Annotated in this window: 12 protein-coding genes, 1 riboswitch and 1 other annotated feature; of the genes, 1 reads left to right on the forward strand and 11 read right to left on the reverse strand. The window is 46.5% G+C overall.

All coding sequences use genetic code 11. The features are described from left to right. Positions 1-41: 41 nt before the first annotated feature. The 7 genes from tyrP to metA form a co-directional block, all read right to left on the reverse strand. Positions 42-1,451, reverse strand: coding sequence for a tyrosine-tyramine antiporter (gene tyrP / locus BN6628_RS19415; RefSeq protein ID WP_068619990.1), 1,410 nt, complete (start codon positions 1,449-1,451; stop codon positions 42-44). 833 nt (positions 1,452-2,284) lie between these two features. Then, on the reverse strand, positions 2,285-2,968 hold the full coding sequence (locus BN6628_RS19420) for a protein rep (protein ID WP_068619991.1): 684 nt from the start codon (positions 2,966-2,968) through the stop codon (positions 2,285-2,287). Positions 2,969-3,017: 49 nt separating this feature from the next. Next, the gene (tyrS, locus tag BN6628_RS19425) at positions 3,018-4,277 is read right to left on the reverse strand and encodes a tyrosine--tRNA ligase (protein WP_068622463.1); all 1,260 of its coding nucleotides are present in this window, start codon (positions 4,275-4,277) and stop codon (positions 3,018-3,020) included. 91 nt (positions 4,278-4,368) lie between these two features. Continuing rightward, positions 4,369-4,592: a binding site (T-box leader), on the reverse strand. 170 nt (positions 4,593-4,762) lie between these two features. Continuing rightward, entirely contained in the window at positions 4,763-5,896 is a 1,134-nt protein-coding gene (gene mqnC, locus BN6628_RS19430) for a cyclic dehypoxanthinyl futalosine synthase (RefSeq protein ID WP_068619992.1), read from the reverse strand. 160 nt (positions 5,897-6,056) lie between these two features. After that, positions 6,057-7,217 carry a trans-sulfuration enzyme family protein gene (locus BN6628_RS19435; RefSeq protein WP_068619993.1) on the reverse strand — a complete coding sequence of 387 codons (1,161 nt, stop codon included), beginning with the start codon at positions 7,215-7,217 and terminating at the stop codon, positions 6,057-6,059. Further along, on the reverse strand, positions 7,214-8,398 hold the full coding sequence (locus BN6628_RS19440) for an aminotransferase class I/II-fold pyridoxal phosphate-dependent enzyme (protein WP_068619994.1): 1,185 nt from the start codon (positions 8,396-8,398) through the stop codon (positions 7,214-7,216). The genes BN6628_RS19435 and BN6628_RS19440 overlap by 4 nt, the downstream gene beginning before the upstream one ends. A gap of 21 nt (positions 8,399-8,419) precedes the next feature. Next, on the reverse strand, positions 8,420-9,355 hold the full coding sequence (gene metA / locus BN6628_RS19445; protein WP_068619995.1) for a homoserine O-acetyltransferase MetA: 936 nt from the start codon (positions 9,353-9,355) through the stop codon (positions 8,420-8,422). A 114-nt stretch (positions 9,356-9,469) separates the two neighbouring features. Then, positions 9,470-9,594: riboswitch (SAM riboswitch) on the reverse strand. A gap of 306 nt (positions 9,595-9,900) precedes the next feature. Between metA and BN6628_RS19450 the strand changes: the two genes are divergently transcribed. Further along, on the forward strand, positions 9,901-10,458 hold the full coding sequence (locus BN6628_RS19450) for a hypothetical protein (protein ID WP_068619996.1): 558 nt from the start codon (positions 9,901-9,903) through the stop codon (positions 10,456-10,458). Between the two features lie 129 nt (positions 10,459-10,587). Here BN6628_RS19450 and BN6628_RS19455 read toward each other — a convergent pair whose 3' ends face one another. The 4 genes from BN6628_RS19455 to BN6628_RS19470 all read right to left on the reverse strand — a co-directional run bounded on the left by BN6628_RS19455 (position 10,588) and on the right by BN6628_RS19470 (position 15,914). Then, positions 10,588-11,511: a peptidoglycan recognition protein family protein gene (locus BN6628_RS19455; RefSeq protein WP_068619997.1), complete on the reverse strand. Its 924-nt coding sequence runs from the start codon at positions 11,509-11,511 to the stop codon at positions 10,588-10,590. After that, the gene (locus BN6628_RS19460; RefSeq protein WP_235847670.1) at positions 11,495-11,929 is read right to left on the reverse strand and encodes a phage holin family protein; all 435 of its coding nucleotides are present in this window, start codon (positions 11,927-11,929) and stop codon (positions 11,495-11,497) included. The genes BN6628_RS19455 and BN6628_RS19460 overlap by 17 nt, the downstream gene beginning before the upstream one ends. Before the next feature lie 74 nt (positions 11,930-12,003). Then, on the reverse strand, positions 12,004-13,821 hold the full coding sequence (locus BN6628_RS19465; RefSeq protein ID WP_068619998.1) for a DNRLRE domain-containing protein: 1,818 nt from the start codon (positions 13,819-13,821) through the stop codon (positions 12,004-12,006). Between the two features lie 32 nt (positions 13,822-13,853). Beyond that, positions 13,854-15,914, reverse strand: coding sequence for a DUF4082 domain-containing protein (locus tag BN6628_RS19470; RefSeq protein ID WP_068619999.1), 2,061 nt, complete (start codon positions 15,912-15,914; stop codon positions 13,854-13,856). Positions 15,915-15,923: the final 9 nt, after the last annotated feature.

Genomic DNA, 15,923 nt, shown 5'->3' on the forward strand with positions numbered 1-15,923 from the left:
GATTGAAATCATAAATCAATGAAACAAAAAACTTTGTGAAATTAGTCACTTTTCTTCCAACTAGGCTTCTTCTTTTTATGAATAATGAGGGCAATGCCCACCATGACTACGGTAGCAACAATTTGATAGATGATATAACCTGTATATTGGCTTGGCTCGAGCACTGATGGCGGAATCAAGCTGACAACAATTGTGATCGCTACGCTGAGCAGGGACAGGATGGAAACAAACCACATCAATCCGTTCCCTTTAAGTCCGAGTCTGAATGGTCTTTCAATGTCTGGCATTTTGTAGCGCAGGCGGATGGCCGAAATCGCAATCAGTGCGTACACGATACAATACAGAATCGTTGTTGTAATCGTAATTATCAGAAATGCGCTGTTCACATTTGGTACAACCAGGTACAGTACAGACACGAGCGAGATTACAATGGCTTGAATCATTACAAACGTAATCGGAATATTTTTGGACGTTCTCTTCTGGAAGAACGGAGGCAGGTTGCCTTCATCCGCTACCTTAATCATCGATTTGCTCGGCCCAAGAACCCATGCACTCAATTGAACCAGCACCCCGATCAGGATCATTGCGGAAATGATATTAACTAATATAGACGGAATGCCCAAGTTCTCACAGAAGATCAAATATGGCTGAGTGATATTCGCCAGCTCCATCTTGCCTGAAGGCACCGCGTTGGATACGGTCAAACCGGCAACAAGGTTGAAAATAACGAGCAAAATTACAGATGCAATAACTGCGATCGGATAGTTCCGCTTCGGATTCTCAATGTTGTTGGCGTGAACAGAGGAAATCTCCACACCGGCGAAGATAAAGATGATACCGGACAAGTACGCCAGACTTCCCAGGTCAGACAAGTTAGGGAGCAGATCGCTTGCCTTGAAGTGATCCAGATAGCTTCCTGGCTGAATTCCGTTTTTGATCATATAAATCACACCAAGAACCACCAGAATAACAAATGGAATATATACACCGATAATAGCTCCCCAGTTACCGGCAATCTTAACCATGTCGAATTTCAGATTCAGCAGGGTTACTCCCCAATAAGAAATCAGAATAACCGCAAAGATAAACACGTTATTTGATGAAAGATCAGGCTTGTCAATAACATAACCTAAGAGCACTCCCACCGTGGAAGCTACCATTACCATCCCGAAAAACATCTGAACCCATAACAACCAGGAGGTAACGAATCCCCACTTCTCACCTAACGCTTTCTTGACCCATACCTGCGGCCCGCCTTCTTCGGCAAAGCCTGTGGACATCTCGGCGGACATCAGGGCAATCGGCAGAGCGAACAAAATCGCCGCCACCAGCATGTAAAAGATCTGTGTCCACCCTGTCGCAGCCAGCGTCGGCACACTCCGTACCGTACCGAAGAACGCCATCGTGATACCAATCAAGCCAAACAGGGTCAGCTTTTTTGAATTGGCCATAAAATTCTATCCTTCTTTCTATCTCTAGTCATCATGCAGTGCATAAATACTCACCTAAATCATAGTTGACTGGCCTTCTAATTCACCACCTTGGAACTCTTTGGAAATTCATTTTTTTGTTAATCGATTAACTTGCACGGTCAGTATACGCCTGATCTTTTTGTTATGTCAATCACCTTCAAAACCTTGTCACACATGGGTTTTTAGCTTTTTTATAGAATCTAATTAATAAAGGCATTCATGCTTTTATCACACTATTGTTTCATCCATAAATCGTTTAATGCTTCTTTCAATAAAAGCATTAAACAGAAAGAATATAGTATATTTATTCAATATAATTGAATAAATATTTATGTATTTTCTGCATATCGACCTACATTCCATTAAGCGTTACATGTGAAAAACAGAACATAAATCGGCAGCTTCTTTTATGCTTAAAATGAATACTTACTCACATCAAGATTTCCACTCCCCCGTTCAACGATGCTCTGGGCAAATGGGGTATTTCCATATTACGGTATCCCTTCATCTTACTTACTGCCGAAGACACGTTAATACAGGAGCATAATTTAGACAAAAATGACAAAAAAAACCGGATTTCAGTCATGATTCATGACATAAAATCCGGTTTAAAAAAACGAAATATTAAGCCAAAACTGTGATTATTGTCATATAACTCACGGCCAGCATTTGATCTATATAAGTTGAACTATCGACCTATAAGAAAGATAGTCGTGTGAAATGTGGCAGCAATCCAATCACAAAGGCGAACGCTTCGCTTCTCCAGAATCTTTTACACTCTTGCTTATGGATTGATAATTCTCAAGTTCAGCTTATCTAACTGCAGCCTTTCGTATTCCAGGGTACCAGGCAAGCATGATTTCAAATGCACGGTTTGCGACAGGATCATCCATGTCATAAGAGCCTAAATCCAGATCATCACCAGACCTAGGAAGATCCAAGTACTGCTTCAGCAATTTACCATATCCGATCCATCTCCGTCCACCCGGCCGTTCATCAGCTTTTGACGCCTCACATTCTTGTTGCGATTGCTGCATTTGCTGCAGTCCCCGTCTCATCGTGTCGATGGTATGGCATTTATCGCTTTTTCCATTAATAGAACTAACTTCGACAGTTACCCGGTTGTCAGCTTCGCGGTCCATCGCTTTACGCCACAAGGATAACCAGGTATCACACTTCAGATAATACCTTCCTTGAAAATAGCTCTTCAGCGTGGACAGCAGAATATGAATTCTTGCCTCCGACAGATCGCCATCCTGCCTGACCTCTAACATCCGGAAATATCCAAGTGTCACTTGCTTTACACTTTTGTACTTCAGCAAGCGATTGAATGCTACCAGCGCTTGATCGAGTTCCGCCCCCAGTTGAACACTGGGAATCTGTTTAAGGACCAGGTCCAGATGGAGCCAGTTCACTTGCTGATCGCAGTTAATAGCCGAGATGATCCGATGATTGGCACAAGCGTATTGAAGCGTCCTTCTCCACGGTTCAGACACTTAACATTCGCCTCCAAGAGGAATGGGTAGGAATAGCCTAAGCGGCTATTCACCCTAATTTGACCAAGCTGTAATTCTTCTTCCCTTTGCGCACGATAATGAATTTACCCTCGAAAGAATTCTCCGCTGTGATCTGCATATCCAGATCGGTCACCTTATCCCCGTTGATGGAAATGGCCCCGTTCGTCACATCCTCCCGCGCTTGGCGTTTGGAAGGCTCGATGCCCAGATCGACCAGCCAGTCCACAATATTCTTTGGTTCTGTCGAGGCTTGGAAGGTAGGCATATCCTTGAAACCCTGCTCGATTTCATCAGCTGTTAAGGACTTAATATCCCCACTGAACAAAGCTGCCGTAATTTCCTTAGCTTGAATCAGTGCTTCTTCGCTGTGTACGAACTTGGTCATCTCTTCTGCCAGCTTAAGCTGGGCTTCCCGCTTGTGCGGTTCTGTCTGAACCTTTGTTTCCAACTCATCGATCTCTTCCTTAGACAGGAAGGTGAAGAATTTCAGGTATCTGATTACATCACGGTCATCCGTATTGGCCCAGAACTGGTAGAATTCAAATGGGGTTGTCTTGTTCGGATCGAGCCAGATCGCCCCGCCTGCCGTTTTACCGAATTTGGTACCATCTGCTTTAAGCATCAATGGAATAGTTAGACCGAAGGCTTTGGCTTCTGGACCTTCTTTTTTACGAATAAGATCTAGTCCGCTTGTAATGTTCCCCCATTGATCCGCGCCGCCGATCTGCAGCTGCACATCCATTTCTCTGAACAGATGATGGAAGTCCATGGATTGAAGGATCTGGTACGAGAATTCGGTGAATGAGATTCCCGAATCAAGACGGCTTGCAACGATATCCTTGGCCAGCATCGTGTTGACGCTGAAGTTCTTCCCGTAGTCGCGGAGAAAGTCCAGAATCGTCAGGTTGTGCGTCCAGTCAAAATTGTTGACCATACGAAGTCCAGTTTCACCCTCGTTCAGGAACAGCTTCTTCATTTGCGCTGTAAGGGCATCAACATTCTTCTGAACCTGGTCCATCGTCTGAAGTGTCCGCTCTGATGTCCGGCCGCTTGGGTCCCCGATCGTACCGGTAGCTCCGCCAATCAGAATCACTGGACGGTGGCCGGCCATTTGGAATCTTTTCAGCATCATAAAAGGAATCAAGTGGCCGATGTGCATACTGTCTCCGGTCGGGTCAACCCCACAGTATAGCGATATCGATTTCTCCGAGGTCAGCTTGCGAAGTCCTTCTGCATCCGTTTGTTGGTTAATGGCTCCGCGCCATTCCAGTTCATCAATGATATTCAACATTGTGATCAGCTCCTTTGGCGTTTGTTATATTGTTAATTGGGAATGAATCGCTGAAAAACAAAAAATCGTCCCTAGTCTACGTATAGACTATAGGGACGATGTATTAACCGTGTTACCACCCAAATTGCATTAACGGCGCTGCAGCCACCGTTAATACCACTCTCGGCAATGATATCGATTGCCAGTCCGCTTAGCGTTACCTAAGTTACTCCGGAGTGTAATTCGCAATTGTTGTTTGTACCGGGTCGCATCAACCCCCGGCTTTCTGGGAACAGGGACAAAATCGCTACTTCGCTCTTTCATTGTGTTATCCAATATTAGATTAATGTCATATTAGACCTGCAGTTAGGGTTTGTCAACATTTTCTTTTTTATTCTAAGTAATCCCTGGTTCAAGCACAGAAACAGCACCCACCTGTTCCGTCCTCAAGCAGGATTAGGAACAGACAAGTGCTGCTCTAAGTACAGAAAATATGATTGGAATTAGTTCTGCATCACAAAATCATTCTCCACATTCGCGTTCTCATCATTAAACACACGGAGAATATCATAGCGGGTATTGCGCTGTGCCGGGATTTTGCCGGTCTCACGGATCAGCTTCAGAATCGATCCAATGTTCACTTTATGAGTTGCTCCCGCGGAAGAGACCACGTTCTCCTCAATCATCGTGCTGCCGAAATCATTACAGCCGTATTGAAGAGAGAGCTTGCCTACCTCAGGTCCCATTGTGACCCAGGAGGATTGGAAGTTCTTGATGTTATCCAGCGTGATCCGGCTGATCGCCACAGTCTTCAAGTACTCCTCAGGAGTCTGTCGGTCCAGCTTCAGATTCGTATTGTCCGGCTGGAATGTCCAAGGAATGAAGGCAAGGAAGCCTTCGGAATCATACCCATTACGGATGCACTCATCCTGAGCATCACGCACACGGTGAAGGTGCAGAGCGCGCTCCTCCATGGACTCACCCAATCCAATAACCATAGTGGCCGTTGTGTTCATGCCCACCTTATGGGCCGTCTTCATCACGTCCATCCAGTCTGTCCAGGAACCCTTCAACCGGCTGATCTTGCGGCGTGTCCGGTCATCGAGAATCTCAGCACCGCCGCCCGGCAGTGAGTCCAGTCCCGCTTCGTGAATCTGGCGTACAACCTCTTCCAGAGTCAGGCCATCCGAGACCACAACCATCTTCTGAATCTCTGCCGGAGAGAACGAATGCATCGTAATTTCCGGGAAGCGCTGCTTGATTCCGCGCAGCAGATCCGTATAATAGCTGAACGGCAGATTCGGGTTCGTGCCGCCCTGCATCAGAATTTCGGTGCCACCGACATCAATCGTCTCCTGGATTTTCTGGAAAATAACCTCGTCCGGAAGCACATAACCTTCATCCGAGCCTGGTCTGCGGTAGAAGGCGCAGAAACGGCAGTACACATCACATACGTTCGTATAATTCACATTACGACCGATCACAAAGGTGGTGATAGGGTCTGGGTGCATACGCTCCATCAGGATATTTGCCGTATGTCCCATTTTCTCCACCTCGTTAGATTCAAACAAGGCAATGGTGTCTTCAACTGTAAGGCGTTCGCCCTTTAGGGCTTTATCTAAAATTGCGTCTATCATACAGAACCTCCTAACAAGAGTCTGGTCATATTCATATCATTCATCGTACCATACCCGCCCAAGAAAAACAGCACCCGATAAGAACGGGTGCCTGGATTAAAACGTCAAATATGAACATTTGTTGAACTTTAAATATCTTTATAATAAAGCACTCATTCACCTACTTGGGACTATTCTCAAGAGCCTGCTCCAGATCCTGAATCAGATCATCAATGTCTTCAAGACCTACCGAGAAGCGCAGCAGTCCATCCGTAATCCCTCGCTCCGCACGCACTTCCGCAGGCATGGAGGCATGAGACATCATCGCCGGATACGATAAAATACTCTCCACCGCGCCCAGGCTCACCGCTACCAGCGGCAGCTTCACATCGCTCAGCACCTGCTTGGCACGCTCGCCCGAGCCTACGTCGAAGGAGACGACCGCGCCATAACCGGTCGACTGCTTCTCCTGCACCTCCCGGCCCGGATGCTCCGGCAGGCCGGGATAATACACAGCGCCGATATCATTCCGGCGACTGAGCCAACCCGCGAGCTTGCGCGCGCTGATCTCGCTGTGCGCCATGCGCGCACCCAGCGTCTTCATGCCGCGCATCAGCAGCCACGACTCATGGGCACCCAGCACAGTGCCCATGCCATTTTGCAGATACTTGAGCTGCTTCGCAAGCTCTTCGCTGCCTGCAACGGCCAGGCCGGCAAGCACGTCGCTGTGCCCGCCCAGGAATTTGGTCGCACTGTGCAGCACGATATCAACGCCAAGCTCCAGCGGACGCTGATAATACGGCGTCATGAACGTATTGTCCACAATGCTGATCAGACCCTGCGCCTTCGCCCATCCGGCTACGGCCGCAATATCCGTAATCTTCAGCGTTGGATTCGATGGCGTCTCGATATAGACCGCCTTGGTATTCGGCTGAAGTGCAGATTTCACTGCCTCCAGATCGGTCATGTCCACGAAGGTTGTCTCAATCTTCATCCGGCTGAGGATCGTCGTCAGCAGCCGGTATGTACCACCGTATACATCTTCCGTGACGATAATATGGTCGCCCGCCGACAGCAGCATGAAGGTGGTCGAAATGGCGGACATGCCGGTGGAGAAGGCAAAACCGCGAACGCCGCCCTCCAGCACTGCAATGTAATCCTCCAGCGCTTGGCGGGTTGGATTCCCCGAGCGGCTGTAGTCATGGACAGGGGGATTAAAAATATCATGATGATGGAACGTGGAGGCCTGGTAAATCGGCACACTGGAAGCCCCGGTCGTCTCATCAATCTCGGAGCCAAAATGAATCAGCTTGGTATCAAATTTCCGTTCTTGTCCGCTCATACTGCCTGTCCTCCTTCAATTTCGGCCCGCGCAGCTTCAATAGCCCGGTCCAGATCGGCAATCAGATCGTCCACATGCTCAATCCCCACCGAGAAGCGGAGCAGCCGGTCATCAACCCCTACCGCATCCCGGATTTCAGCAGGAATATCCGCATGCGTCTGGATCGCCGGATAAGTCATCAGCGATTCTACCCCGCCGAGGCTCTCCGCAAAGGCAATCAGATCCAGATGCCGCAGGATCGGCTCAACAAGACGGGCATCCTTCACCTTGAAGGAGAAAATCCCTGTGTTGCCGCTGGCCTGCCGGCTCTGAATCTCATGCCCGGGATGCTCAGGCAGACCCGGATGGAACACTTCGGCAATCTGCGGATGAGATTGCAGATGCCGGGCGATTGCCAGCGCGTTGCTTTCATGGCGCTCCATGCGAAGCGCCAGCGTCTTCATGCCGCGCATCAATTGGTAGGAATCCGTCGGACCCAGCACTGCCCCAATGGAATTATGAAGAAAGGCGATTTCTTCAGACAGCTCTTTTCCTTTTGTCACAATAAGGCCCGCCAGCACATCGTTATGACCGCCCAAATATTTGGAAGCACTGTGAATGACAATATCCGCTCCAAGCTCAATCGGACGCTGGAAGAACGGGGTCAGCAGCGTATTGTCCACCACGGTCAGGATTCCATGCCGCTTGGCCCATGTACACGCCGCCCCGATATCTGTAACCATCATCAGGGGATTCGTTGGAGTCTCCACAATTAGCGCTTTGGTATTCGGCTGGCGCACCTGTTCGAGCGCATCCAGATCATTTGTGTCCACATACGAAGCCGTAATGCCGTATTTGCCCAGAATCCGCTCGATCATCCGGTAGGTTCCCCCGTATAGATCCAGGGATACAATCAGATGGTCCCCTTGCGCAAACAATGTGAAAATCGTCTGTAGCGCCGCCATTCCGGAACTGCAGGCGAATCCGGCATCCCCGGATTCAAGCTTGGCTGCAGCAGCCTCCAGAATTGCGCGGGTTGGGCTTTTGGTCCGTGAATAATCAAATCCGGTGCTCTGCCCGAGGCGCGGGTGACGGAAGGCGGTTGCCTGGTAGATCGGATAATTAATCGCTCCGGTAACCGGCTCCTCAACGGAACCGATCTGCGCCAGTCTGCTCTCAATGTGAAGCTCTTTGTCTGCCATAACGTAGATTAACCCCCTAATTTAGATGTGGTACACATAGTCTGCTTGAGCTTCCATGTCATACGGTGTTTCCTGATACACATAGTAATTAAGCCAATTGGAAAATAATAAGTTCGCATGAGCCCGCCAAGTCGAAGGCGGTGTGCGGGTAGGATCATCCTTCGGGAAGTAATTTACCGGAAGGGCAACTTCCATCCCTTTATTCACATCACGGTCATATTCCCACTTCAGGGATAAAGGATCATATTCCGAGTGCCCAGTCACAAAAATCTGCTTGCCGTCCTTGGTCGCAACCAAATAAATTCCCGCGTCCTCGGACTCTGCCAGAATCTCAAGCTCTTCACTGCGCTCGATATCCTCTTTCCGCACCGTGGTATGGCGGGAATGAGGCACATAGAACACCTCATCAAAGCCGCGCAGCAGCTTCACGTTCGGAATATTGACTGTATGCGGGAAAACACCAAAGCATTTGTCCTCCAGGGGTACCTTTGGTACGCCGAAGTGATGATACAGACCTGCCTGAGAAGCCCAACATATATGAAGAGTTGAAGTGACATGGGTCTTCGTCCATTCAAAAATCTCTTTCAGCTCATCCCAGTAGTTTACCTCTTCGAACTCCATTTGTTCCACCGGAGCTCCCGTAATAATCATTCCATCAAAGCGCTGTTTCTTGATCTCGTCAAATGTTTTATAGAACATTTCCAAGTGCCGCGCCGACGTGTTCTTGGATGTGTGGGAACGCGGATGCAGCAGCACGATCTCCACTTGCAGCGGAGTATTGCCCAGCAGGCGCAGAATTTGCGACTCCGTAGTTTCTTTCGTAGGCATCAGGTTCAAGATAGCAATCCGCAGCGGGCGGATGTCCTGGTGATAAGCACGGCTTTCATCCATCACGAAGATGTTCTCGTTAATAAGAACTTCTTTGGCGGGTAAGGTGTCAGGTACTTTGATTGGCATGTCTCGTTCACTCCTTCATGGGTTTGGGTGCGGTTTCCTATGTCAGAAGCGGGGGCATACAAAAAATGACCTTTCTCTATAGAGAAAGGTCATATCCTTGATATATATGCGCCTCTCTCATCTCTCAGAGACTCAGGGCCTTGCGGCTGCCTGAAGTTCTGCAAGAATTAGCACCGTGCGATTGCTCGCCGGTTGCCGGGTTTCATTGGGCTGGTCCCTCCACCTACTCTTGATAAGAAAACGTTGATTAATTAGTTGTCTACGTAGACGTCCTAATTAAGGTTATTTAATTGTGGAAAAGCTTGACGAAATCCATGACGTTACACACTTGTTTCGTCGTTATGCTCAATTATACATAATTTATTCCGTTACGCAAGATCAAACGGTTAGGAATTTCTCAATAATAAATTTCACAATCGAATTTGGCAAAAAAACTAGAATTATGTCGTTTTATATTTATTGCGAACATATGTTCTTATGTAGTAAAATTATCCCACGGACACTTGTGATTTTAGACCTGGAGATTAAGGAGATTTGAATCATTTATGTGGGATAAAACCTTTAGTCAACGAATGGATATCATCAACAACGCTTGGGATAGTAAAGAGGCTTTTCTAAGTTTCTTGATTAGGGAGTTGAACTGGGAGAGAACCTTGATGTATCGGATGGTTATCTTTGATGTCAAGAACGAGGCTGATTTTCGAAAGTTATATTCCATGTGGGATGGTAATACTGAGGGTTTTAGAGAGTTGATTTTTGAGTTCCATGAATACAAGATTAGGAGTACTAGATTCGCCTCGTATCGCGAGTTTGAGGTTTCTTTTCAACGAAATAAGAGGTTGGCCTTGGAGCGGCTGTTTCAGCATGCTTGCCCGGATAACATGGTGCGGCAATTTGAGGAAAGATTAGATGAGGGATTGAATCTAGAATACGTATACGATACGGCTGTTGTTCAGTATGTTTCTGCATTAAATTACATCAGTATGGATCACCGGAAGCTGCCTGAGCACCAAATCTATCCGCAAAAGGCCTCCCGCGGACTATTATGTGCAGAATCCGCCGCAGAAGGCTATAAGTGTGAGTTAAATGACGGAGAAGCTTAAATGGCAGCGCACTCCCTGTGCGCACGGATGCGTGGTCCGGGGCATGCTTGGATGGCTGGTCGGCCATATGCCGAGACTTAAGCGGTGCTTTTAGTTTTAAGTTTCCTGGCCTGCTCGTTAACGCTCTATTTACCGGTCTAGCATGCCCAGCCGATCCAGAACCGTAGCCAGTGCGTAGAAGTCGGCACTGCGGCCGTCCGGGGTATCGATGATCGGATGCCCGTTTCTATCTTTCATTTGGGTCAGCTTGTCTATTGCCGGCTTGGCATAGGACGGCACGTCCATACTCTGAGCCTTAAGCAGCCCATTCACTTGAGCTTTCAGCTCGTCCATCATTTTCTTTTCCGTGGGTGTCATGGGTTCGTCCTCCTTATTAATTGAATTATCATTTATATTGCTGATCTGATCCGGGGTCGGCTTTTTGTTCTTCAATCTAGCAAGTTCAGCAGCAATCTGAGGAATAAAGTTTCGATTGGCTGCCAGTACCGTATTGCCGTCTCCCCAGAAATTCGTGCCGGGACAGGTTTTGCTGGACCTGCCCGGGGTGTAATCGGCCATCCGCTCTCCGGACCGGGTATACCAGGCATGATACACGATATGATCGGTATCGACAGGGATATTGAACTTCTCAGCCAGACAGGCGTAGAGATGCAGGATCGACTTCCGCTGTTCTTCTGTAATCAGGTCGCCTCCCCGGTCAAAGCTGCCAATATTCTCAATGCAGATTGCCCCCGTATTGGCCCCCTTGATGCCTGCCGGAGTGTGATTCAAATCCCGGTCTAAACTGATGGCAATAGTGCCATCTTCGAAGGTGGTGATGTTCTGGCCAGTAGCTGACCACCCCTGCGTCTGAATATGATAATTCCGCATGCCTTCGAGGCATACGAAGTAATCCTGGCGAGCGGCACCCTCCCGAATCCCCCGTGTTGAGTAATTCGGGGAGGCGGTATGGTGAACCTGCAGCCGGGATATGTTCCGGATGACCTTTTGCTTGCTCAGCCATCCCCTGAACTCGGAAGGCTTCATAAGCAGGAAGTTACCTTTCTGCTTCATGCCGGTCACCGTCCTTGTTCTTCAGCACCGCAATGACTTCCTTCAGCTGCGGCGGAATCAGCTTCATATCCAGTCGTCCCAAGTTCTCTGTTACACTGATAAGCTCGTTGGATACGTAGAACCAAATGGCACCTGCCATCAGCACATTCATATCCAGAATTACATCCGCCCGGTGCATAACCGCAATAATCAGGAACATGATGCCCTTCTTAGCCAGCCCAATAGAACCTCTCTTGCTCGAAAGTCCCTTAGTGGACATTCCGGCTCTAGCTTCCTTAATGCTGGCCACAATTCCAGTTACATAATCCACGACGACGAGCAGCAGTAAGAATTCAAGCATAGCGCTCATGCCTCCATATAAGTAGCTGGTGCCGCTGCCCATCACAGCCACACTCAGATTTAGTATTTTTGCATACACAATTTGACCTCCCATGTTCAAAATAAAAAGGACTCCGGGTTGGAGTCCTAATTGAGATTAATTGATATATTTGCTTACAGAATATAATAATACGTGTTTCTGGTTTGCCCTCTTGCTCTAAAAATGCAGTCCAGATCTCTGGCGTCTTTAATTCTAATGTCGGCCAATCCAGCTAACTCAGCAGAACCAGGCACCCTTGCCTGCACATAGGCTGAAAGCTCCGGTTTGCTAACATACAGAGTTGTATTTATCTCATTGTGCTGCATTACAAGCATCGTTGCTTCAATCGAGCTTACACTGTACACCATTAAGGAGCAATCCAGTTCAACCCGTTCTTTTACTTCAATATGCCCATCCATATCACTTTTATAATGGACACTAATCATAGATGGAACACTCGGTCTCGAAACAGAGAGACTTGATTCAAGATTGAAACTATAAGGAACTTCAATAATTCCCTCTCTTAGACTGGCCTCAGTTACTCTTACAGCTAGTTTCCCCGTAATCTCCGGCCTGGATATGGAGATAGAAGCATTGATTTCGGAAGATTTCTGAATGGCATATGTGAGAGTACAATCGATTTCACTTTGAGTTCTTTTATACTTAGATGTGGTAATTTGCCCCACTTGGGAAGGCCTGGACACCGTGAGATTAGATTCCCTGTCACTCGACTTTATAGCCTTGGCTTGAATGAGAGCAGGCAGACTTCGTCTAGGGTCAACGGTAATGTAGGCTTCTTTCTCTGGAGTACTAACTGAGAGTAAGAAATCCCTTGCATCCGTCTTCCGGTAATAGTACCCAATCATGGCCTCAATTTCCTTGTTGTCTCTGTAGGCCGAAGTTAAATTACCAGATATCCAGTTTCTTGTTACGCCAATCGCCCCATCTTGTTCTGATAAGAGGGGAACTTCTGGCCGATGCACATAAAGCATACCGCTACGTTCGCTAAATCCATAATCACTATGTACTTCCAACACAGCAGATCGTTCTGATCTCCCGATTCCCCAAATGAACATCTGGGATTGGATCTCAGACCTACCAATAGAATAGATTTGATTAGTGATATATGTTATTTGCAAGGTAGGCGGTTTGCTGGACTCCCTTGTATAAAAGTAATACAAAGAAGGCTCGTCCGAAGTAATAATGAAACCATAGTTGGGCAAAGTGTCATTTTGCCACTGAGCAACGACATCCATAATATCGAACTCGATATACCATTCCGTTTCATTAACTGTATACTTGTCTTTTAATAATGAGACCGGCAGGGGCCTGTTTACATAATTTACTCCATACTCCCGCCAAAGTTTGTCCGGTTGGGAAAGCTTAATAACCTGGTCTTTGGGGTAAATACCCGTGTAATAAAGTCTCAGCTTAGCTTCTTTGACAATCCGCAAATCGGGAATCGCTTTGCTTAAATCCCCAAAGTTAATAAATGATTCAAAATACTCATTAGCATTAGAACCCGCCCCCATGGTCCGCAGCTCGCCATAATTGATGGTCTTGTAGTCCTCACTGCTGCGGACTGTCGCATCCGCTATTGGAGAGAGCTTCGCTGTCTTTCTTGGAGCTTCTAAAAGCTCAAACCTGCCGAATGCCTGATTGTGAGGTCTGACTTCTATCACACTATCCATATAGGTTGATGAAATGGCCAGGATGAGTGCCTCCCGGTCCCCATTTCCCCGGTACATAATGTTCAAGGATGAATCGAGTTCATCTGTTTCTTGAACTCTGACCGATATTAGGGAATCAATCGGAGCAGTTCCCTTTTGCTTAATATCAATCAAAGACTCTATCTCTGCTGTGCCAGATCCATATAAAACAAACTTCCCTAATGCCGTATTCGATGGAGTTCTTATCGATAAGCTTCCAATCAGGTCAAAAACATCGTTCAATTTTCTTCACATCCAATCTCATTGTATTGAGATTATGTTAATTTGTCCGCCTTGGCCCTTATCTCAAATTGACCCCCAGGCCATGGCTTCGCGTCAATTGTTGTGGCGACTCTAACATAAACTTCTATAGTTTCATCCGGATTTATTACTTGATTAAAGCCTAACTTAGGTGACCCTATAAATGGATTCGCTTTTCTTGATAATTCAACATTTACTCCCTCTGGAAGCTTATCGTTCATGACCTCTAGCGTAAGATTCTTGATTGGATAACCCAGTTGATTCTTGATAACTACTTTTTGTTCCAGCGTTGTTTGCCCGGCAATAATGATGTCGAAATTAAGATATTTAAGCAGCCCGCCAAACGTATCGGACAGATACTCCCCTTTTTCATCCATAAACATGAGCCCGGAATAAGTTCCTATGAACTGGGCTTCCCAGAAGTCGGTCTGCCTCCAGGCATCCTGGAACTCGACTCGAATCGTATTGGGCTGATTAAACAAAATAGCCCTCTCCGAGATATTCAAGTGAATATCTACAGGAGAAGGCGCTAAAGCCGTGAACTCACCAGTAACAGGAAAGTAAGGTTTACCGTTCAGAAGAGCCCGGTACTGTACCTTTCCCTTATCTGTGTCATCCAGGCTCCCTGTAAGCTTATTCCCAGTTAGTTTCATCTGTAAGGTAGCAACCGTGTTCAACAAGTAGAAGGACAGTTCGTTAAATTTAACATCATCGGTTGGTGATTTCGTAACCAATTTGAGATTATCGAGTTTCACTTCTTCTTCACGATGGATACTATTATCCAGATAATAACCTATTCGAATTTGTTTTCCTTTGCCGGCAAACGCTGCTTCCTTTAGAGTCTGTAAGGTAGCAAGCGACATAGCGTATGTCTTGACTTCTTCCAGATTCGTTGGATTAACTTTCAACCACTTCTTAGATTTATAAGCCTCCCACGTCTGCCCGGAATCGAACGATACTATGTATTTGTGGGTTCCTTCTGGAAACTGGCTTGTAATTTTATTCACAATGATGGATTGAAGTGAACCGTTTATTTTAAAGTCTGATGGCTGGAGTAGCAGTTGTTCAAAAGGAAGTGCTTTTAGGGTTAAGTTGGATGTCGTTAATGACTCATCCTCTGTCCAGGTTAGGATGTCAAAATCACCTGTTAACTCATCTAATGGACTGTAATTTGCTGTGATCTCCAGATTCTTACTAGTTGCTGACGGATCATCTGTGTAATACAGAACATCTACAGAGTCACCAAGTTCATCGTACAAGGTAAATGGCTCGGTTTCCAACGTCACAGATGACTCGGTTTGATTAGGATCGTCAGTGTATTCGATGATCTTGATAGTCTGGTCTTCCCACTCTTCTGCGAGTGTGAAGGGAGTTGTTTCGATGGTGAATTGGGCTTCGGTTTTTGATGGATCATCTGTGTAGTAGCATAGTTCTACTTCGCCTTGAAGTTGACTCCAATCGTTATCCGAGATCGTTTCGATTGATGACATTCCGTGTGATAAAAAATCGGTTTCTAAAACTGCGCCACCTAAATTTCGCCATTCATTATCGAAGTATTTATATTGTCCATTATTAAAAATTAACACTCTACTCTCTACCACAGAAAACGTGAGACCAAAAGAGAATTGAAGATTCGATTCAAGTGTTGTAGGGAATGAATCTATTGAATTTGAATACAAACCTTTTAGGGTGATTTCTAATCCCGAACTCCCCTCCACAATTTTTGGCGGTAAATTCCCAGGTACTATGCCAGCCAGATTTGAACCGCTATAGTAAACGCCAATAAGACATTCCTGACCTGCAAGTATCTTTACAGGTGACGAAAAAGCAAGTTCTTGCCAATAACCAGAATCACTAATATACGAACTTGTCTTTGGTGTATTAGATCCAACAAGAACGCCATTTTTATCATATATCCTTGGTTGCACCTGACCAGCAGCATACATCCCGTTTCTATAAAAAAACATGCTAGTTATGTTTAAATCTTTGTTGAATACCATTTTGTAGCCAATGATCGGCCTATTTGATGCTCCGTTATTTGAGATAGGAGTTTTAACCGTATATAGTCCAGCCATAACAATTTC

Source organism: Paenibacillus tuaregi (genome assembly GCF_900086655.1).
GTDB lineage: Bacteria > Bacillota > Bacilli > Paenibacillales > Paenibacillaceae > Fontibacillus > Fontibacillus tuaregi.